The sequence below is a fragment of the Embleya sp. NBC_00888 genome, from assembly GCF_045207655.1.
Taxonomy (GTDB): Bacteria; Actinomycetota; Actinomycetes; order Streptomycetales; family Streptomycetaceae; genus Embleya.
Window position 1 is genome coordinate 1,774,277 of record NZ_CP108784.1, and the last position, 21,806, is coordinate 1,796,082.

Below are 21,806 nucleotides of genomic sequence, written 5' to 3' on the forward strand. Positions count from 1 at the left end.
GCTTGAGGCCACCCCAGCCCGACCAACACCAGACGCCGACCGAACCGAATCCAGCCCGGCCGGCGTTTGAGGCCACCTCGGCCGGAGGCCGGCCAACCCAGCCCGGCCGACGCGCGCTTGAGGCCAAAAGGCCCAGCGCCCAGCGCCTACTTCGGCGCCATCCTGATCGCCCCGTCCAACCGAATCACCTCACCGTTGAGCATCTGGTTCTCCACGATGTGCGCGACCAGCGACGCGTACTCCGCCGGCCGCCCCAACCGGCTCGGATGCGGCACCTGCGCCCCGAGCGAAGCCCGCGCGGCCTCCGGCAACGACCCGAGCAGCGGCGTCTCGAACAGGCCGGGCGCGATCGTCATCACCCGCACCGCCAACCCCGCCAGGTCCCGCGCGATCGGCAGCGTCATCGCCGCGATGCCGCCCTTGGACGCGCTGTACGCGGCCTGCCCGATCTGCCCGTCGAACGCCGCGACCGACGCGGTGTTCACGATCACGCCGCGCTCGCCGTCCACCGGCTCGTGCCCGACCATCCGCTCCGCGGCCAACCGCAGCACGTTGAAGGTGCCGATCAGGTTGACGTTGACCACCCGCGCGAACACGTCCAGCGGGAAGGCGCCCTTGCGGCCCACCGTCCGCGCCGCGTCGGCCACGCCCGCGCAGTTGACCGTGATGGCCAACGTGCCGTCCGCGTCCGCCACCTCCACCGCGGCCCGTACGTCGTCCTCCCGGGTGACGTCGCCGGGCACGAACACGGCTCGCTCGCCCAGCAGTTCGGCAACTCCCTTGCCCTGCGAGGAGGGCAGGTCGAAGAGTACGACCGAGGCGCCCTTCGCGACGAGCAGTTCGGCGGTGGCCAGGCCCAGGCCCGAGGCGCCGCCGGTGACCAGGGCGGTGGTGCCTTCGATGCGCATGTGTGTGTCTCCGTAACAGTCAAGTGCGGGGTCGAGCAACAACGGGAAGACGGACGGGAAATCGGAGGCGAACCGCGATCACGCGGCCCGGGTGCGGTGGATCCGCGAGCTCACAGGCGTTCGATGATCATCGCGTTGGCCATCCCGCCGCCCTCGCACATCGTCTGGAGGCCGTACCGTCCACCCGTGGACTCCAGCACGCCCAGCAGCGTGCTCAGCAACCGCCCGCCGGACGCGCCGAGCGGGTGGCCGATCGCGATCGCGCCGCCGCGCACGTTCACCTTCTCCAGGTCGGCGCCCACGTCCGCCGCCCATGCCAACGGCACCGGCGCGAACGCCTCGTTGACCTCGAACGCGTCGATGTCGTCGATGCCCAGCCCGGCCCGTTCGAGCACCTTGCGGGTGGCCGGGATGACCCCGGTGAGCATCAGCAGCGGGTCGTCGCCGGTCACCGCGAACGCGTGGAAGCGGGCCCGCGGGGTCAGGCCGAGCGCGGTCGCCCGCTCCTCGCTCATGATCAGCGCGGCGGAGGCGCCGTCGGTGAGCGGCGACGAGTTGCCCGGGGTGATCCGCCAGTCGATCTCCGGGAAGCGCGCGCCCATGCCCTCGTCCACGAACGCGGGCTTGAGCCCGGCCAGCCCCTCCTCGGTGGTCGCGGGACGCACCGTCTCGTCCACCCGGTGCTCACCGCCGTCGAGGGTGATCGGCACGATCTCCCGGTCGAACGCGCCCTCCGCGCCGGCCTGTGCGGCGAGCCGGTGCGAGCGCGCGGAGAACCGGTCCAGCGTCTCGCGGTCCAGGTTCCATCGGGCCGCGATGAGTTCGGCCGAATAGCCCTGCGGGATCAACCCCTGCGGGTAGCGCTTGCCGAGCAGTTCGCCGAACGGGTCGCCCCCGCGCGCGGCGAAGCCCATCGGCACCCGGCTCATCGATTCGACGCCGCCCGCGATCACGATGTCGTACGCGCCGGCGATCACGCCCTGCGCGGCGAAGTGCGCGGCCTGTTGGCTGGATCCGCACTGCCGGTCCACGGTCGTCGCGGGCACGCTCTCCGGGAATCCGGCGGCGAGCACCGCGTTGCGGGCGATGTTCAGCGACTGGTCGCCGGCCTGGGACACACAGCCCGCGATCACGTCCTCGACCGACGCGGGGTCGAGCCCGTTGCGCTCGACCAGCGCGCGCAGGGTGTGTGCGAGCAGGTCGACCGGGTGGGTACCGGACAGCGCGCCGCCGGGCTTGCCCTTGCCGGACGCGGTGCGTACGGCGTCGACGATGACGGCTGTGGTCATGGGGTTTCGTCTCCTTCAGGACTGGCGGAACCGACGGACCGGCGGGCCCGGCCGGGCCACACCCGGCGGCCGACCGGCGCCGCCCCACGCGGTTCCGCGCCGCCCGCCGCCGGTGAGGTGAACCGGACCCCAAGGTTACTGAACGTTCGCTAAAGACATTCGACCCGCCGGCGCAACCCCTGTCAAGCATCGACCCGGGCACCGCCATCGTTCCCGGCCACGCCACTAGGCTGACGACCGTGACCAGCGCACCCGTACGCGAGCCACGCCAGCACCGCAGCCGCGTCACCCGAGCCAGGCTCCTGGACACCGCCGTCGAGGTCCTCGCCGAGTTGGGCTGGCTCGGCGGCACCGTCACCGTGGTCGCCGAGCGCGCGGGCGTCTCCCGGGGCGCCGTGCAGCACCACTTCCCCACCCGCGAGGATCTGTTCACCGCCGCGATCGACCACATGGTGACCGACCTGTTCGCCCGGATCCGGCTGGACGGCGCCCGGATCCCGCCCGGCCCCGAGCACACCGAGGCGGTGGTCGAGGCACTCGTGTCGATGTTCCGCGGCACGCTCTACCGCGCCGCGCTCAACCTGTGGGCCGCCGCCGTGCAGGACGAGGCGCTGCGGGTCAAGGTGGTGCCGCTGGATCGGCGACTGTGCGCCGCGATGTACGACATGGCGGTCGACCTGCTCGCCGCCGACGTGTCCCGCCCGGGGGTGCCCGCCGCCGTGGAGGCGACCCTGTCCCTCGCGCGCGGCCTGGGTGTGCGGGACATGCTCGTCGAGGACGAGGCGATCCGACGGGCGATCGTACGTCAGTGGGCCGGGCACCTGGGGTCCGTGCTCGCCGGTCCCGACGCGAGCTGACCCGCCTCCGCGCCGCCTTCGACGATTTCACGTTTCGATGACCAATCCTTGGCGGGAACCCGGCCCAATCCTGGACGGAACCGGACCCACGGGCCGTAACTTCACGGCGTGGACTGGAATCGACGGACCTGCGCCCGGCGCGGACACGAGACGTACGCTCCCGACGAACCCGCGTTGCGCGACCGACTGCACGCGAGCACGCCGGTCGGCGAGGCGTGGCGCTGCCTGCGCTGCGGCGACTACGTGCTCGGCGAGGTCAAGGGCCGCGGCCCGGCCGGCGACGCGCCGACGGTGATGCGCGGGCGGGCCCTGCGCGACGTGTTGATCCTGCGCTTTCTGGCCGTCGAGCGGGCCGCGCGCGGCGTACTGATCCTGCTCGCGGCCTACGCGGTCTGGCGCTTCAGCAACTCGCAGGACTCGGTGCGCAGGCTGTTCGAGGACGATCTGACCGCGTTCCGGCCGGTGGCCGAGCACTTCCACTACGACCTGGACCACTCGCCCATCGTCGACTCGATCCGCAAGACCTTCGACTACAAGCACTCGACGCTGGTCTGGGTCGCGATCGCGATGGTCGTCTACGCGGTGATCGAGATCGTCGAGGCGGTCGGCCTGTGGTTCCTCAAGCGCTGGGCCGAGTACCTCACGGTGGTCGCCACGGCGGCGTTCCTGCCCTTGGAGGGCTACGAGATGCGCGAGCACGTGAGCGCGTTCAAGGTGGCCACGCTCACCCTGAACATCCTCGCGGTGGTCTACATCATCGTCGCCAAGCGGCTGTTCGGGGTGCGAGGCGGCGCCGAGGCGTTCGAGCGCGAGCGGCACAGCGAATCGTTGTTGGAGATCGACGAGGCGATCCACCCCGGTCCGCCCCGGCAACCGTGGGAGGAGCACGTGCCCGCGGCCAAGACGCCGCACGCACGCACCCCCTGAACCGAGCGCCTCGCCCCTCCCCCGCCCGGCTGGGCCTAGGGCACCAGCACCAACCGTCCGCGCAGGCCGCCCGCGGCCAGTCGGGCGAACGCCTCGGCCGCGTCCGCCAGCGGGAAGGTCCGGGCCACCCGCAGGGTCAGCCCGCCCTTGTCGGCCAGCGCCGCGAGTTCGGCCAACCGCGCGCCGTCCGCGCGGATCCAGACCTGGTGCACCCGGGTCCCGCGCAATGCCGGCGGCGCCGCGCCCGCGTTGACCGCGACGAACGCCCCGCCGCCGCGCACCGCGTCCAGCGCGTCCGGCCCGAGCATCGCCGCGTCCAGCGCCGCGTCCGCGCCGCCGGGCAACAACGCCCGGATTCGGTCCGCGAGTTCGGCACCGCGCTCGACGAACCACTCGGCCCCGACGCCGCGTACGAAGTCCTCGTCCGCGGCACCCGCGACCGCCACCACGCGCACGCCGCGCGCCGCCGCGAGTTCGACCGCGAAGGCGCCGACCGCGCCCGCCGCACCGGTCACCACCAGGGTGTCCCCGGCGAACAGGTCGAGCAGGTCCAGCCCCTGCCACGCGGTCAGCCCGTTCAGCGGGATGGTCGCCGCCGCCACCGGATCCAGGCCGGCCGGCAGCGGCCCGACCGCCTCCGCGTCCAGCACCACGAACTCGGCCTGCGCGCCCGTCCGTACATCCAGCCGGTCGCGCAGCCCGAGCACCGCGTCGCCGCCGGCGAACCCGGTGACCCCCGGGCCGACCTCGGTCACCTCGCCCACGACGTCCCAGCCCAGCCCGAACACCTCGCGGGCACCCACCAGGCCGAACCGCACCGGCGCGCCGTCCACCACCAGCAGATCCACCGGGTTCACCGTCGCCGCCGCGACCCGGATCCGCACCTGTCCCGGTCCCGGTTCGCGGTCGGGTGTGTCCACGACCTCGACGACGGGCGATCCGGCTCGGGCGATCACCGCACGCATGACACCACTCCCACGTTCCGTGTGGCTGTGGGCCGGCCCTCCCGGCCCCTCGATCGACAACCTACGAAGAGCTACTCTCCAATGGAAAGCACGTACCCCGCAGTGCGTATGCCACCCGAAGGAGAGCCATGGCGACCCGTACCGCGGCCCAGCGCCGCACCGAGGCCCGCACCGCGTTCGACGCCTACATGGCGGACTGCCCGGCCCGCCGGCTCCTGGACGGGATCAGCGACAAATGGGTGAGCCTGCTGGTCAACGCGCTGGCGGACGGCCCGATGCGGTACAGCGACCTGTCCCGCCGGGTGGCCGGGGTCAGCCAGAAGATGCTCACCCAGACGTTGCGCAACCTCGAACGCGACGGCCTGGTCACCCGCACGGTCACCCCGTCCGTCCCGGTCCGGGTCGACTACGCGCTCACCCCGCTGGGCGCGAGCCTGCTGCCGCTGATGCTGGCCATCAAGACCTGGGCCGAGGAGCACATCCCCGAGGTGGACCGGGCACGCGAGCACTACGACGCGGAACACCTCACACCGAGCGGGACCCCGGGCACGATCTGACGGCCCCTCACCGACCCCCGCCCGCATCGGGCACGACCCGACACCCCTCGGCGGCCCCGCCCGCATCGGGCACGATCCGACACCCCCTCACCGGCCCCGCCCGCGACCGCCGTTCGCGCCGCGCGGCCCCGCGGGCCCGAGTGCTCGTGCCCCACCGCACGCGGGTGACCTGCCACTTCGCCGACGTCCGACGCACCGCGCGCTTGTGTTCGGGCCGCACGACGGCGGGTCACCAGCGGTCCGCCAGAACATCGCCGACTGTTCATTTTCCGTCCCGCCGAGGGTGTTTCCGGCTCCATATCGTGATCTTGACCGGCGGAACGGACGCCGGCCGAACCCCTCGAGGAGCCCTGTCGTGTCGCCTGGCCGTGAGACCCACGAGCGCGAACGGCGGATCGAACTGCTGATGGCGGAGAGCACGCCGCTGCGCAGGTACGTGAGCGGCATCCTGGGCACGGACCTGCACACGGTCGAAGACGTGGTCCAGGAAACGCTGTTACGGGCCTGGGAGGCTGTGGACCGCCTGGACTGGGACGGCAGACCGATCCGGATGTGGCTCTTCCGGGTCGCCCGCAACCTGGCCGTGGACGCCCGGCGGCGCAACCGGTCGCTGCCGGTGGGCATCGATCCCAGCGAGTTCGTCGGATTGCCCACGGTGCCCGATCCGGCCGCGACGGTGGTGGATCGTTGCGTACTGGTGGGGGCGTTGCGCGCGCTCGCGCCCTCGCACCGCGAGGCGGTCGCCCAGGTGCATCTGCTCGACCGCAGCGGCGCGGACGTCGCGCGCGCCCTGGGGATACCGCGCGGGACGGTCAAGTCCCGTACCTACCACGGGATCGCGGCCATCCGTCGGGAGCCGGCCGCGATCGAGGAGAGCGGATGACAGGCTCCGAGGACCTCGCCATGCGGGTCGCCGGATACGACATGACGACCCTGCTCGGCTACACGGGGATCGCCGTCCTCGTGTGCGCCCTCGCCCACTGGGCCGCCATGCGGCGCGGCGGCTGGCGCTTCGTCCGCCGCCGGTTGCGTCGCGAGATCGCGTTGACCGTGGCCGCGTTCGCCGAGCCGGTCACCGCTTTCACCCGATATCGGCGGCGCCGCCGATTGCTGGTTCGGGCACTGCGCGGGCCGAACACCTGGACCGACGCCGAGCACGCGCTACAGCTCGCGGCCGGCGTGTCGGCCGGTGCGCGTCCGTACGGCGCGCTGGTGGAGCGCGACGTGGTGGGCGTGCTGGTCGCCTGCGGGCCGGACCTGCCCGAGCCCGCCGAGCCGTGGGCGGTCGACGAACTCGACCCCCGGTTGTGGTGGATCGCCCGCACCGACCTGGAAGCGGGCACCGGTCCGGCGCCGTTGCTGGTGGCGATCGGCACCCGGCAGGACGCGGTGGTCTTCCTCGACCTGTTGACCGGTCCGCGCGTGCTCGCGGTGTCCGGCGAGCGGCGCGGCGCGCGGGCCACCGTGCAGGCGCTCGCGGCCCAGCTCGACGCCCGGCTGCCGGCCGGCGCGGTCACCGTCGCGGACGGCATCCACCCGCGGCATGCCGGGCCGAGCACCGCCGAGGCGTTCACCCTCGCGACCACCGCCGCCTCCAGCCGCCGCTACCCGCAGGTCGTGGTGTGCGCGGACACCCCCGATGTGCCCGCCGCCTCACCGGTGTCGGTGCTGACCCTGGGTTCGCCGCGCGGCCACGCCCGGCTGTTGGCGGTGTCCCCGACCGGCGCCCTGCTCGTGCACGGCACCCCGCTGCGGGTGGACGCCCGGCCGCTGCCGCGCGCGGTCGCCGCGACGGTGTGGCAACTGCCGCCGTGGTCCACCGAGGACGCCGCGCGCCCGGTCCCGATCGTGGCCGACCCGGACCTGGATCCGGCCCCGGGCGATGCCCCGACCCCGGACCCGGCATCGGGTTCGCTCCAGGGCGCGGCCCCGAACGAACCGGTCCCGCCGGCCGCGCACGACGACTTCGACGAGCCCGCCGACACCGACAAGCCGAGCGGCGTGTCCGTCGACGTGTGATCCCGCTTCCCACACGCCGGACGGGCCGTTGATCGGCCCGTCCGGCGTTTGCCCGTCCCTCCCCAGGCCGCACCCCCGGCCCCAATCCCCGCCCACCCCCAGGAGCACGCCAACGTGAGACTCACCGTCACCACCGTGGACGCTGCGGACGGTCTGCGCCGCGACCATCTCGTGGACCTCCCGCCCGGGAGCATCGTGGCGGACCTCGCGACCGCCGTGCGGCGACCGACCGTACCCGTCGAGGCCGCCCCCGAGGGGCGCGCCGCCGAGCTGAGCGCGTTCCTCGACGGCGACGCGTCGATCGACGGGCAGGCGCTCTACCTCGGCGACACCGCGCTGGACCCGCACGCTCCGCTGACCGTCTCCGGCATCCGCGAGGCCACCGTCCTGGGCCTGGGCGCACCGCCCGCCGAGCCCGATCGGGTGCACGCTCCCCGGCATCCCTTCGATCCGCAGACCCTGGTCCAGGTGCACGCGGTGTCCGGCCCGTACACCGGTCGGATCTGGCCGTTGGGCCCGGGCAGCCACGAGATCGGCGCCGACGAGGGCTGCGCGATCCGGCTGCCGGTCGCCGGCGTACCGGCCCGGGGCCTGTGGGTGACGGTCTGCCCCGACGGCTCGGCGTATTGGCACCGCACCGTCCCCGACGACGGCACGGTGCACGGCCGCGAGGTCGCGCCGCCGCCCACCGACGCGATCACCGCCGCCGCGGCGCTGCCTCGCCGGCACGAGGAACGCGTCCTGGAGGACGAGCGCGAGGCGGACCGCAAGGTCGAGCGGGACAGCGCGCGGATCGCCCCGCCCAAGGACCCCGTGGTCCGCGCCCCCGCGCCGCCGGGCACATCCTGGCCGCACGGGTCCGACCTGGTCGTCGGCCCGTCCCTGCTGCGGCTGTCCGGCCCCGTCGAGGCGGACGCCGACGTCACACCCTCCGACGACGGCATCGGCCTGGACTACAACCGGCCGCCGCGGATCGCCCCGCACCTGGACGCGGAGAAGATCCGACTGCCCTCGCCGCCGGTGGAGCCCAACCGGTTGCCGTTCCCGCTGCTGGTGATGATCGCCCCGCTGGTGATGGGCCTGGCGATGGTCGGGTTCTTCCAGTCGTACTTCTACCTGATCTTCTGCATCATGAGTCCGTTCATGGCGATCGCGAACTGGATCTCCGGCCGCCGCGGCAATCGGGTCAAACACCGGCTCGACGGGGTGCAGTACCGGCGCCGGTTGCGCGTCCTGCACGCCGACATCCGCGCCGCCGTGCGGCGTGAGCGCATCGTCCGCGGCGAGGTCGGCCCCGACCCGGCCGCGGTCGCGCTGATCGCGACCGGCCCGGGCAGCCGGCTGTGGGAGCGGCGCCGGCGCGACGCCGACCACTTGGTGTTGCGGATCGGCACGGTGGATCAGCCGTCGGTCAAGGAGGTCGAGGATCCGGCCCGGGACGAGCATCACCGCACCGCCCGCTGGACGTTGCCGGACACACCGATCGGCATCGAGATCGCCGACCACGGCGTGCTCGGGGTGGCCGGCCCCACCGAACCGATCCAGGCGCTGGCCCGCTGGCTGGTGATCCAGTCCGCCGCCCTGCACAGCCCGCGCGACCTGCGCGTGGTGGTGCTGACCGACCCCGACCGGGCCGCCGATTGGGCCTGGGTGCGCTGGTTGCCGCACCTGCGCCCGCAGTCCCGCTCGGCCGCGCCGGTCGTGCTGCTCGGCACCGACCCGGAATCCACCGCCAACCGGATCTCCGAACTGGTCGCGCAGATCCAGGGCCGAGCGCGCAGCATGGGCTCGTCGATGGGCCAGGCCATGTTCAGCGGCCCCGACATCCTGGTGATCGCGGACGGCGCCCGGCAGTTGCGCGAGGTGCCCGGCATGGTCCAGGTGCTCACCGACGGCCCCGCGGCCCGGGTGTTCAGCGTCTGCCTGGACGAACAGGAGCGGCTGCTGCCCGAGGAGTGCGCCTGCGTCGTGCTGGCCACGAGCCGACACCTGACGGTGCGCCAGACCGGGCTGCCGGACCTGGTGGACGTACGAGCCGATCACGTGGACGCCCTCTGGTGCGAGCAACTGGCCCGCTCCCTCTCACCGTTGCGCGACGTCAGCCCCGAACACGACAGCGGCCTGCCGCAGACCGTCAAGCTGCTCGACCTGGTCGACGCCGAGCCGCCGAAGGCGGAGGATTTCCTGGCCCGTTGGTCCCGCCGACCGGCCTCGACCACGTTCACCCTGGGTGCCGGGTACGACGGGCCGCTGCGGATCGACCTGGTGCGCGACGGCCCGCACGGGCTGATCGCGGGCACCACCGGCTCGGGCAAGTCCGAGTTGTTGCAGAGCTTCGTGGCCGCGCTCGCGGTGGCCAACCGACCGGACGAGTTGACCTTCGTCCTGGTCGACTACAAGGGCGGCAGCGCGTTCAGCGAGTGTGCCGAACTCCCGCACACCCTGGGCATGGTCACCGACCTGGACGAACACCTGGCCACCCGGGCGCTCGACTCGCTCGCCGCGGAACTGCGGCGGCGCGAACACCTGTTGGCGGAGGTCGGGGCCAAGGACCACCCCGAGTACCGGGGCAAGCGCACCGCCGACCCCGCACTGGCACCGCTGCCCCGACTGGTCCTGGTGATCGACGAGTTCGCCACCCTGGTCCGCGAGGTACCCGACTTCGTCGCCGGGCTGATCAACATCGCCCAGCGCGGCCGCTCACTCGGCATCCACCTGGTGCTGGCCACCCAGCGACCGGCCGGGGTGGTCACCGGCGACATCCGCGCGAACACCAACCTGCGGATCGCCCTGCGGGTGACCGATGCCGGCGAGAGCCAGGACATCATCGACACCATGGAGGCCGTGCACATCTCGGCCGGCACCCCGGGCCGGGCGCTGATCCGCACCGGACCCAACGCCGCCGTGCCGTTCCAGGCCGCGTGGGTGGGCGCCGAGCGACCCATCCCCGGCAGCGGCCCCGCCGCCGGCCCCACCCGCTCGGTGCGCGCCACCGAGCTGACCCTGAGCGGCCTCGGCCGCCCGGCGTCGCTGCCGGCGATCGAGGAGGGCCCGGACACCACGGACGCGCCCAACCCGACCGACCTCAACGCCCTGGTCCTGGCCCTGCGCGAGGCGGCCGAGGCGCTGCCGGACTACACCCCGCAGCCCAGCCCCTGGTTGCCGGCGCCGGCCGAACACGTACTGCTGGACGACCTGCCTTCGGTGGAACGGGCCGACACCGGCGCGCCCAACACCTCCCCACCGCCCATCCCCTACGCCCTGGAGGACGTCCCGCAACTCCAGCAGCAGCGGGTGACCACGATGGACCTGGCCACCTTCGGCCACCTGTACGTGATCGGATCGCCGCGCTCGGGCCGCACCCAGGTGCTGCGCACCATCGCGGGCGCCGCGGCGGCCACGGCGAGTTGCGCCGACGTGCACCTGTACGGGATCGACGCGGGCGGCGGCGGGTTGGCCGCCCTGGAGACCCTGCCGCACTGCGGCGCGGTGGTCTCGCGGCACGACATGGAGCGGATGGGGCGACTCCTCGGCCGCCTGGTGCGCGAGTTGACCGAGCGTCAGGAACGGTGCAGCACGCACAACGCCGCCGGGCTGGTGGAGCTGCGCCGGATGCTCCCGGCGGCCGAGCGCCCCGCGCACATCGTGGTCCTGCTCGACGGTTGGGACGCACTGGTGGGACTGCTCGACGACCACGATGGCGGACGCCTCGTGGACGACGTGATGCGCCTGCTGCGCGAGGGCGCGGCGGCCGGCATCCATATCGTGGCCACCTCCGAACGGGCGCTGCTCAGCGGCCGGTTGGCCGCGCACAACGACCACAAGCTGCTGCTGCGCCAGGCCGACCGGACCGACTACCAGATGGTCGGCATGCCGCTGCGCAAGGTGCCGGCGGTGATCCCGCCCGGTCGCGGCTGGCACGTGTTGTCCCAGACGGAGAGCCAGGTCGCGCTGCTGGCGCCGAACCCGAGCGGGCAGGAACAGGCCGAGGCGCTGCGCCGGATCGGCGTCGAGGCGACCCGCCGCGACACCGGGGTGGCGCGCGACCGCATGCCGGTGCGCATCCCGACGTTGCCGCGCGTGGTCGAGTTCGCCGCCGCGTACGAGCGGGTGCCGGCCGAGGTGCGCCGCCCGATGTGGGGGCTGCTCGGCATCGGCGGCGACAGCGCGGAGCCGATCGGGGCGGACTTCGCCGCCAAATCGGTGTTCTGCGTGATCGGTCCCTCCGGAACCGGGCGCAGCACCACCCTGGCGTCGTTGTCGGTGTCGCTGCTCGCGGGCGGCACCTCGCTGGTGGTGCTGACCCCGCGCGAATCGCCGCTGCGCGCTCTGGCGCAACACCCGCAGGTACGGCTGCTGACCGACGAGGACCCCTCCGCCGAGGACGTCGAGCGGGCTCTGGAGGACTTGTCCGGCCCGCGCGTGGTGGTCGTCGACGACGCCGAACTGCTCGGGATGCCCGCCGCCGACCGGGTCCTGCGCGACCTGGCGATCGCGGGCCGCGACCGCGGGCAGGGTCTGCTGTACGCGGGGTCCTACGACGCCCTCCAGGTGGCGATGGGCAGTTGGCTCACCGCGGCCCGACGCGGCAGCCGGAACGGGATCCTGCTCGCGCCGAAGAACATGCAGGAGGGCGACATGATCGGCACCCGCCTGCCGTCGAACGTGGTGCGTTCGGCGCCGCCGGTGCCCGGCCGGGGATGGACCGCGGGTCCGGGGAGCCTGCCGATGGCGGTGCAGGTGCCGCTGACGGTGTTGCGGCCGGCCGAGTAGCCGGCCGAACCTCCCGACCCGGCAAACGAGTTCGGGCCGCTTCCCCCGGGGGGAAGCGGCCCGAATCGTGGTCTGCGAAAGCTCAGTTCTTCTTCAGGTTCTTCGCCATCTCGACGTCCATCTCGTGCATCTGCGTGCGGATCTTGGCGAACATGTCGGAGAAGATCTGGATGCCGTCGATGGCGGCGGTCAGGCTGGTGTCGAACTTCGCGTACGCGTCGCGCATGGCCGGGCTCGACTCCTTGAAGACCATGCCGTTGTCCAGGAGCCCGTTCACGTCGGTGAGCAGGGTCTTGATCATCGGGGTGATCGTCTCGCGCGCCTTGGTGAGCTTGCCCGCGACCTCGTCGATCCGGGCGAAGTCGAGTGCGATATCGGGCATGGGTTCCTCCAGGGGAGATCGGCTCACCGCGGGGGTACGGCGAGCGGGGTCGGGTGCTGCGGGGGTTGCCGGAGCGGGCTCAGTCGCGGCGCGGGACGCGCCCGCCGCCACCGCCACCGCCGGGCGGAACGGGCTTCTCCGGCGGCGCGGGCGTGGTGTCCACCCACTCGTGCTTGCCGTCGGCGCGCGCGTAGGTGTGCGTCTTGCCCTCGGAGTCGACCACCTTCTGCGTACCGCCGCCGTTCGGGTTCAGGTGCGTCTCGGTGGTGGTCACGCCGCCGTCCGGCGCGGTGGACACGGTGGTGTAGTTCAGCCGGCTCGAGTCGTAGGTGGTGACCGAGGTATAGGTCTGGCCGTTGCTGACCACCTTGGTCTCCTCCTTGATCACGTTGCCGTTCGCGTCCAGGGTCAGATGGGTCTCGATCCGGCCGCCGTTGGGCGTGGTGATCACCTGGTCCAGCGGCGGCTTGTCGCCGGGGTCGGTGGCCTTGCAGAACTCGGGCACGCTGCCGTCCGGGCCGGGCTTGCCGCACTCGTCGATGTGGTCCTGCTTGTACTTCCAGGCGGCGACCTTGTTCCGCCACTCCTCCAGGCCCATCGTCGCGCCCATCACGCCCAGGCCCTCGGTGATCTGCGCGTCGGCGTTGAAGTACGCGTCGCCGACCTTGCCGAAGCAGTCGCCGAGCTTCTTGAGCAGGTCCTCGGCGCGGGTCATCGGGCCCGCGGCCAGCCGGTACAGGCTGCGGAACGCACCGGTCAGCGTCGGGTCGCCGAACACCGCCTGGGCGTCGGTGTAGCCGCCCTTGCCCAGGGTCGCGAAGTCGCTGGACTTGAGGGTGGGCGAGATCCGGGCGGCGAGGTCGTACATGTCCTTCTTGGCCTCGCTCAGCGTGCTGTAGTCCAGCGCGAAGTCGACCACGTCCGCTCCCGTCGGGCATCGCGAATCCACCGACCGGATCCGTCGCCGTGACCACGCCGGGGCCACCCGGTCGGTTCATCGGTGGATTCTCGGCGGGCTCGATGAACCGACCGGGTGGCTCGGGCGTGGTCACGGCGAGGTCGGGCGAGGTCCGGCGAGCACGGCGAGGAGACGACGGGTCATGGGCAATCGCCCCACCGACTGGAACGCGATCGGCCTGAGCACCGATCCCACTCCGGGCGACCCCGTTCGGCTGCGCACGCTGATCACCTCGATGGAGAGCCTGGGTCGGGTCGCCCGCGAGATCGACGACGCGTTGGGTTCGGTCCTGGACAAGACCGGCAAAGGCGCCTTCGTCGGGCAGACCGCCGACGCGCTGCGGGACAAGATCAGCGGCCCGCTCCGGGAGTTCGTGACGAGCATCGCGGACGCCTTCGAGAACTCGGCCAAGGCGCTGCACACCTACGTGGACGTGATGGAGACCCAACAGCAGGTCGCCGACACGGCGTTGTCCCATGGCCGGGACCTGCCCCTGGAGGACCCGCAGCGCGCCACCTACGGAACGACCGCGCGCACCGCGGGTGGCACCCAGCGCACCCAGGCCGAGGCCGCCGCGAAGGTGCTCAACGGTTCGGCGACCGGGATCAAGCAGCCGGTGTCGAACTGCGACCTGTTCTGGGAGGCGTTCAACTGGCTGGCGATCATCCTGATCCTGCCCGCGCTGCTGTTGGGCGGCCCGCTCGCGCTGCTCGCGATCGGGATCAACCTGGTCCTGTTCGTCAAGACCGCGGTGGACGTGGCGCACGGCAAGGCCGGACTGCTGGACCTGTTCCTGGCCGGCCTGGGCATCATCGCGCCGACCACCAAGGGCCTGAACCTGCTCAAGTTGTTCAAGGACGGCGCGAAGTTCCTCTGGAACAAGGGCATCAAGCCCTTCGCCCAGGCCGCGTGGGGTGCCCTCAAGGGCACCTTCGGCGCGGGCGCGTTCCGCTCCTTCGCGTTCATCCCGGGTCTGAAGGACTTCGCCCGACTCGCGGGCGGCTGGGTCAAGTCGGGCGCCCTGTGGGTGGGCGGGGCCGCGCTGAAGTTGCCGTCCTGGGTCGGCTCCGCGCTCGGCAAGGGCGGCCTCGCGGTGGTCAACGGCTTCAAGGCGATACCGGCCCTGTTCCGCGGCCTGCCGGGCATGATCAAGGGAGCCGCGGGCAGCACCTGGAAATTCCTCAAGAGCGAACTCGGCGGCACCAAGTGGCTGCGGCTGATCCTGCCGGTGGACGCGGCCGAGATCAGCCGGTTCGGCCTCAAGCGCGCGTTGCAGATCGGCTTCTACGAGCGCGGCGTGCTGGGCAAGTTCCGCTACGGCTCGCCGCTTCTGGCCGCGGGCGGGCGCGGCCTGAGCCAGATCCCGACGCCGCCGCCGCCGCACGGGGTGGGCGCGCTGCCCGAGATGTCGGTGGGCGAACTGTCCCGGATCCGGGCCGGCGACTGGTCCGGGTTCGGTGCGAACGAACTGCGGCTGAACAGCCTGGACCTGCCGACGAACCTGACCGTCACATCCCCCGGCGGCCTGCACATCCCCACCTCCTTCGGCGAGGTGATGCAGTTCGCGCCGGACGCGGTGCGCCGGATGGACGCGCTCGTGGACATCGGCGCGCGTGATCTGAAGATGGTGCAGATCGGCGACTGGGCCAAGCTGCCGACGCCGGCGGGAAGCACCCGGATGGAGCTCAACGCGGTCACCCCGATCGGGCAGCTCTCCCCGACCACCGGCGCGGCCGGCGCGGTGCACGCGCTGCCCACCCCGTCCGCGCTCCCGAGCGTCACGCACACCCCGTCCCCGACCTCGCTGTCCGCGCTCGACCTGGTCCAGACCGGGGCCGCCCACCGCCCGAACATGCCGTCACCGGTCACCGGCCATGTCCCGGGCGGCGGCGCCGGCGTCGGGCACCTGATCAACCCGAGTGCGATCAACCACGGCCTGACCTCGCCGGGCCTGCCCGCGGCCGGCATGACCAACCACGGCCTGTCGGCGCCGAGTCTGCCCGCCTCGGGCCTGGCCGATCACGGCCTGACCGGCCCGGGCCTGCGCGGCCACGGCACGCCCGGCCCGCATGTGGAGCTCAGGCCGACCGAGTTCGGCACGTCGACGAGCCTGTCCGCGCCGTCCCCGACGGCCCTGGCAAGCGGCCCGCCGCCGACGGCGCCGATCCCGGACCATGCCGGAAGCGCGCTCAACCTGCTGGACCACGGCCCCAGGACGCCGCTGCGCCTCGACTCGCCCGCCAACGCCGGCACGCTGCCCCCCGCACCGCCGCCGCACGGCCCGGGCGGTGCCGGCGCCGAACTGCGCCCCGGCCCGCCGACCGCGAACCAGGTCGCCGTCGCGCCGACCCCGCCGGCACTCGGCGGCGGGCCGGCCGGCCCGGCGAACCGGCTCTCCCCGACCCAGCTGGAACAGCTGTGGCAGCGCGACGCGGACCGGATCGGCGCGGTGTTCGGCAAAGCCGACGATCCGCTGCGGGCCGGCCGCATCGAGGCCTGGCGCGACCTGGCCTCGGCGCGCAACGAACTGGGCCGGGCCCAGCAGGTGTCGCACGACCTGGAGATCCGCCCCGGCGGGTCCTCCAAGCCGTCCCCGTTCGAGCGCGACGCCCGGCTCGCGGTGGACCACGCCTCGACCAAGGTGGAGACCGCGCTCACCCGCCTCGACCAACTCGGCGTGGACCCGGCCCACATCGACCGCAGCCTGGCCCAGGCGCAGGCGGAGAGCCTGCTGGAGCGTCCGAGGCTGGTCGGCGGCAGCGGGCAGGGTGCCGGCGGCGGGCACGGTGCCGGCGGCGGGTCACCGGTGCTGTCGACGACACCGGTCGCCGGGAGCGTCCCGCCGCCGACGGCGATCACCGCCCTGCATGTCGGCCTCGACTCGACCGGGCTGGACGGTGCGGTCATCCGCACAACGGTGAACGACGGCTACCGGGTCACCGACCCCGCGACCGGCCGCTCCGTCCGGTACGGCAACGACGGCACCGTCCTCGACGAGGGCCTCGCGCTCCACGCACCGGGTGAGCCCCGGTTCGTCGTCGACAACGGCACCGGCCACCCCTTCCTCACCGACGCGCACGGCACGCCCGTCACCGGCGTCGACGTCACCGTGGTGCGGGGCGGCTACCGGGTCACCGACCCCGCCGGGGGCCAAAGCATCCGCTATCGCGGCGACGGGGCCATCGCCGAGCGGGGCATCGCGCTCGGCGGGACCGGGGCACCCCGTTTCGTGGTCCACAGCGACGTGCGACCGCCGGTCCTGACCAACGCCCACGGCAAGCCGATCACCGACCACACCTTCGCCCCGATCGACAACGGCTACCGGGTCACCGATCCCGCCACGGGCCGCTCCATCCGGTACGCCGGCAACGGCAGCGTCGTCGAACACGGCACCGCGCTCCGGGGCGCCGGCGAAGCCCACTTCATCGTCCCCGGCGAGCACGGCCCCATCCTGACCGACATCCACGGCAACCCGGTCACCGGCGTCGACGTCACCGCGGTCAACGGCGGCGGCCACCGTGTCACCGAACCCGGCAGCGGCCACAGCACCCGCTACACCGGCAACGGCGCCGTAGCCGACCACGGCATCGCCCTCCAGGGCGCCGGCGAAGCCCACTTCATCGTCCCCGGCGAGCACGGCCCCATCCTGACCGACATCCACGGCAACCCGGTCACCGGCGTCGACATCACCGCGGTCAACGGCGGCGGCCACCGCGTCACCGAACCCGGCAGCGGCCACAGCACCCGCTACACCGGCAACGGCAGCATCGTCGAACACGGCACCGCCCTCCAAGGCGTCGGCGAAGCCCACTTCATCACCCACGGCGACGTCCTCACCGACATCCACGGCAACCCCGTCACCGGCGTCGACGTCACCGCGGTCAACGGCGGATACCGGATCACCGAACCCGGCAGCGGCGCAACCACTCGTTACCGCGGCAACGGAAGCGTCGCCGAACACGGCGTCGCACTGGGCGGTCCCGGCGAGGCGCACTTCGTGGTGTTCCGCGACGGCCGGCCCCCGGTACTCACCGACGTGCACGGCAAGCCGGTCACCGACCACACCCTGACCGAGATCGACAACGGCTACCGGGTCACCGACCCGGCCACCGGCCATTCCGTCCGCTACGACGCCAACGGCGGTGTGGTCGACCGGGGGATGGCCCTGACCGAACTCGGCGAGCCCCGCTTCATCGTCGGCGGCGACGCCGGCCATGTGCTCACCGACGTGCACGGCAATCCCGTCGCCGGCGTCGAGGTCACCCCGCTCGCCGGCGGCGGCCACCGGGTCACCGAACCGGTCGGCGGCCACAGCACCCGCTACACCGCGGACGGCCATGTCGCCGAACACGGCATCGCGCTCGGCGGCCCCGGCGCACCCCGCTTCGTCACCGGCGAGGGCGCGCACCGCACCGTCACCGACCTGCACGGCGCCCCGGTCGGCGACCGTACGCTGACCACCGTCGACAACGGCTTCCGGGTGACCGACCCCGCCACCGGCCACTCGGTCCGCTACGACACCACCAACGGCACCTTCGAGCGCGGCACGCTGCTCGGCGGCGAGGGCGAGGCGCACTTCGTCGTTGCCCGCGGCGACGCCGACCACATCCTCACCGACACGCACGGCATACACGTCACCGACATCGAGGTCACCGCGCTCAACGGCGGCGGTTTCCGGGTCACCGAGCCCGTCGCCGGCCAGTCCACCCGCTACCTCGCCGACGGTTCGATCGCCGAACACGGCATCGCCATCGGCGGTCCCGGCGAAGCCCGCTTCGTGGTCGGCGACGGCGCCGACCGGTTCCTCACCGACGTGCACGGCACCCGGGTCACCGACCGCAACCTCACCACCGTCGACAACGGCTTCCGCGTCACCGACACCACCACCGGCCACTCGGTCCGCTACGACACCACGACCGGCGCCTTCGAACGCGGCACCGTGCTGGGCGGTACCGGCCAAACCCGGTTCGTGGTGGGCGACACCCTCACCGACCCGCACGGCACTCCGCTCCCGCGGGAGCAACAGCTCGCCCGGCTCACCGACGCCAACGGCACGCACACCGGCTACCGGGTCGAGGTCGTGCACCCGAACACCGTGCGCCACGGCGAGTTCCACGAGTTCCGGCTGGACGGAACGGTCACCCGCGAGGGCTTCAACGTGCTCGACGACGGTCGGCTGACCAAGCACCAATACATCGTCGACCACACCGCGCCGACACCCACCTGGCGCCAGGAGTTCCGCCCGGGTCAGTCCCCCGACCGGGGCTTCACCCCCAACGACTTCCAACACGGCACGGCGGACCTGCACGGCGCCGCCAACGGTCGGATACAGCTCAAGTCGAACACCCCCGGGAAGGCGGTCGTCTTCGAACGCCGACTGCTGCCGAACGGGAACACGCTCGACGCGTTCCGGCGCACCGACCTCAACGGCTTCGGCTCGTTCAGCCAACGCACCAAGTGGGTCGAGTGGGGCACGGACGGTGTCCCGGTCGACAAGGGTTCGCGCAAGTTCGACACGTCCGGCTTCGGCTACACGGACGTCAACGAGCATTTCGTCACGGTGCGCGAATTCCGGGACACACTCCAGAAGTTCGGCGACAAGGCCGGACACACGCTGGGCGTCAAGGGCACAGACGGCTGGACCTGGCATCGCTACGACGGCGCGAGCCAGGAGTTGGCGAGCGGTCCGCGCACCCCGCACCGCGACGGCGGCTGGAGCGACCGGCACGGGCCGACAACCGGTGCTCACGCCGGGGAAGTGGTCCAGAAGCAGTGGGGTCCGATGCACCGGACCGACCACGCCCGGCACTACCTCGAACACCCGCTGGACAGCGCCGGAATCCGCAAGGCGTCCTGGGACGAGCACTCGCCGCAGGGCAAGGAGACCGGCAAGCACGAGGTCAAGCCGGACGGCTCGACGTTCACCACGACCCGCATCTCCGAGCAGCGCCCGCCCCAGTGGGCCCGCAAGTGGCTGAGCAACCACAGGGTCGAACCCACCGGCACCCACTCGTTCCTCGCCTCCGACACCCGCTACCAGGTGTTCACGTGGGAGAAGTCGGTCCCGGACGCGGACGGCAACCTGGTCCTGCACAGCAGCGGCGTCCGGTTCGTCGGCGACGACGGCAGCTCCTTCGACATCCTGGCCGACGGCGGTTTCGCCCGCTCGCAGGCCAAGTTGGCCGACGGCACGACGCTCAAGATCGGCGACTCGGTGACGCCGCACCCCTCGGCCCCCGCCGGGGCGACCCCGTGGAGCCGGGGCGACGAGGTCGGCTACCGGCTGGAGACCCCCAACGGACCGGGCGGGGCGATCTGGCAGGACCTGCGTCCGGTGGTGGGTGCGGACGGCACCACCCAGTGGGCGGTGGTGCGCGAGGGTTTCCCGAACGGCAACGTCCGCCACTACACCACGCCGGAACCCCCCGCTCCCGGCAGCGCCGGCCACGTGGCCAACCCGAGCAGCAACTGGGTCGAGTACGACAGCCACGGCTACATCACCGGCCGCAAGGACACATGGGAGCTCGCCGAAGGCAACTCGGTCACGATCATCGCGCGCGGCTCCTCGACCGCGAAGACCTGGCAGTGGGAACGGGTCAACGCCGCCGGTGAGATCCAGGAGTCCGGCAAGCGTGTGCTCTTCCGTGCTTCGGACGACCCCAAGCTGCCGTTCGACGACTCGTTCCGGGACTTCGACGCGGCGAAGAACCCGGTGCGCGAGCGACGCATGCTCGACAGCGGCCGGTACGTCGACTCGTGGAGGGTGCCCGGCACCGACACTTGGACGTGGCAGAAGTACAACCGGGCCGGCGGGATCGTCTCCAGCGAGGGCGACCGGGTGCGCAGTTGGTGGAACCCCAAGGCGGACCACGGCGCCGGCGCCTGGCAGGCGACCCCGCTCGACGGCAAGAACCTGCTCTTCCGCGACACAACGGTGAACGCGGGCGTGACGTCGGTGATCCACGAGACCCCGCCGCACATCACCGACGCACCGGCGCGCGTCCGCGAGTACGGACCGAACGAGGGCACCTCGATGAACACCGCCACCTGGAAGGAGTTCGACCACGGCACTGTGGTCCGCACCCGCGAGGCCAAGAGGACGCCCGAGGGCCAGCTCTACTTCCTGGAGACGGACGCGTGGCGCGGCCAGTGGCGGCGTTACGACACGAACGGCCACCTGGAGGCCCGGCGCACCGACGGCGGCGCGGTGATCGTCAACGATTCGCTGAACCGGTGGCGGGTAATCGGCAGCGAGTACGACTTCCGCGGCCAGGTGACCGAGGTGCGCGGCTGGGTGCGACGGATCCGTGAGGGTCAGCGCATGCCGTGGTCGGGCAGCACCGTCGGCATCGACGCGACGCAGTTCCGTTCGGCGCTGGCCGGGCTCCCGGGCATCTCGCCCACCGGCACCGGCGCCATCACCCTGGCCGAGGCCGCCTACCAGAGCTATGGAAAGTCGGTGCTGGTCAAGAAGCTCGCGGTGGAGTTCGCCCAGGAGTTCGCGATCGAGTTCACCGCGAACATCATCGTCGCCGACATCAACGCGCGGGCCCAGGGCAAGAGCCTGTCCGAGGTCGACTGGGCCAAGGCCGCGCTGAACGCGGCCGTGGGCGGCGTGGTCAAGGGCGGCGTGGGCGCCTTCGTACACGAGAACAAGATGGACGGCTTCCGCAAGCTCGGCGACTTCAAGAGCGGCTACGGCAACATCGACGGCGGCAAGCACTGGAACCGCAAGCCGGGCAACCACGACAAGACCTGGGCCAACGAGTGGGCGGGCAACGAGACCGCGGTGCGCTGGCGCAGCGGCACCTACGACTTCGGCTACAGCGCCGGCGTCGGCCTGTTGGCCGGTTTGGTCAACGGCAGCATCAACGCGAGCGTGTTCGGCGTCAAGGACTCCGACGGCGTCACCCACAAGCTCTCCGGCTGGGAGGCGCTGGGCGACGGCGCGATCGCATCGTTGTCCGGCGTGCTCAGCACCGGCAGCGTCTCGCTCGCCCGGATCGGTTTCCTCAATGCCGCCGGCGGTCGGTTCTTCCACCGCCAGGGGGCCACCGAGTTCCTGCTCAACATCGGCTTCAAGATCGGCGAGAAGATGTTCAACGGGTGGCTGCTGCCCCAGGTGCGCGCGGGCATGAACCCGGATTGGTACCAGCGGAAGGATGCGTAGC

Annotated in this window: 12 protein-coding genes; 7 read left to right on the forward strand and 5 right to left on the reverse strand. The window is 72.4% G+C overall.

Annotated features, from left to right (window positions below; genetic code table 11):
- Nucleotides 1-146: 146 nt before the first annotated feature.
- Nucleotides 147-908: a 3-hydroxyacyl-CoA dehydrogenase gene (locus tag OG948_RS06900; RefSeq protein WP_406294647.1), complete on the reverse strand. Its 762-nt coding sequence runs from the start codon at nt 906-908 to the stop codon at nt 147-149.
- Nucleotides 909-1,018: 110 nt separating this feature from the next.
- Nucleotides 1,019-2,197, reverse strand: a complete 1,179-nt coding sequence (locus tag OG948_RS06905; protein WP_406294648.1) for a thiolase family protein — start codon at nt 2,195-2,197, stop codon at nt 1,019-1,021.
- 239 nt (nt 2,198-2,436) lie between these two features.
- Here OG948_RS06905 and OG948_RS06910 point away from each other — a divergent pair, with 239 nt between their 5' ends.
- Together OG948_RS06910 and OG948_RS06915 are read left to right on the forward strand one after the other, a co-directional pair.
- Entirely contained in the window at nt 2,437-3,054 is a 618-nt protein-coding gene (locus OG948_RS06910) for a TetR/AcrR family transcriptional regulator (protein ID WP_406294650.1), read from the forward strand.
- A gap of 108 nt (nt 3,055-3,162) precedes the next feature.
- On the forward strand, nt 3,163-3,981 hold the full coding sequence (locus OG948_RS06915; protein WP_406294652.1) for a DUF2127 domain-containing protein: 819 nt from the start codon (nt 3,163-3,165) through the stop codon (nt 3,979-3,981).
- Between the two features lie 35 nt (nt 3,982-4,016).
- Here OG948_RS06915 and OG948_RS06920 read toward each other — a convergent pair whose 3' ends face one another.
- Complete coding sequence (locus tag OG948_RS06920; protein ID WP_406294654.1) at nt 4,017-4,946, reverse strand: zinc-binding dehydrogenase; 930 nt, start codon at nt 4,944-4,946, stop codon at nt 4,017-4,019.
- A 128-nt stretch (nt 4,947-5,074) separates the two neighbouring features.
- Here OG948_RS06920 and OG948_RS06925 point away from each other — a divergent pair, with 128 nt between their 5' ends.
- The 4 genes from OG948_RS06925 (at nt 5,075) to OG948_RS06940 (ending at nt 12,295) form a co-directional block, all read left to right on the forward strand.
- Nucleotides 5,075-5,503 (forward strand): winged helix-turn-helix transcriptional regulator, encoded by a 429-nt coding sequence (locus OG948_RS06925; RefSeq protein ID WP_406294656.1) that lies wholly within the window; start codon nt 5,075-5,077, stop codon nt 5,501-5,503.
- Nucleotides 5,504-5,858: 355 nt separating this feature from the next.
- Nucleotides 5,859-6,386 carry a sigma-70 family RNA polymerase sigma factor gene (locus OG948_RS06930; protein ID WP_406294658.1) on the forward strand — a complete coding sequence of 176 codons (528 nt, stop codon included), beginning with the start codon at nt 5,859-5,861 and terminating at the stop codon, nt 6,384-6,386.
- On the forward strand, nt 6,383-7,522 hold the full coding sequence (locus OG948_RS06935) for a hypothetical protein (protein ID WP_406294660.1): 1,140 nt from the start codon (nt 6,383-6,385) through the stop codon (nt 7,520-7,522). Before OG948_RS06930 ends, OG948_RS06935 begins: the two co-directional genes overlap by 4 nt.
- Before the next feature lie 114 nt (nt 7,523-7,636).
- Complete coding sequence (locus tag OG948_RS06940) at nt 7,637-12,295, forward strand: FtsK/SpoIIIE domain-containing protein (protein WP_406294662.1); 4,659 nt, start codon at nt 7,637-7,639, stop codon at nt 12,293-12,295.
- 82 nt (nt 12,296-12,377) lie between these two features.
- Here the strand turns inward: OG948_RS06940 and OG948_RS06945 are convergent, their stop codons facing one another.
- Entirely contained in the window at nt 12,378-12,677 is a 300-nt protein-coding gene (locus OG948_RS06945; protein WP_406294664.1) for a hypothetical protein, read from the reverse strand.
- Between the two features lie 79 nt (nt 12,678-12,756).
- Nucleotides 12,757-13,626 carry a hypothetical protein gene (locus tag OG948_RS06950; RefSeq protein ID WP_406294666.1) on the reverse strand — a complete coding sequence of 290 codons (870 nt, stop codon included), beginning with the start codon at nt 13,624-13,626 and terminating at the stop codon, nt 12,757-12,759.
- A gap of 151 nt (nt 13,627-13,777) precedes the next feature.
- Here OG948_RS06950 and OG948_RS06955 point away from each other — a divergent pair, with 151 nt between their 5' ends.
- Nucleotides 13,778-21,805, forward strand: a complete 8,028-nt coding sequence (locus OG948_RS06955) for a hypothetical protein (RefSeq protein WP_406294667.1) — start codon at nt 13,778-13,780, stop codon at nt 21,803-21,805.
- Nucleotide 21,806 lies beyond the last annotated feature (1 nt).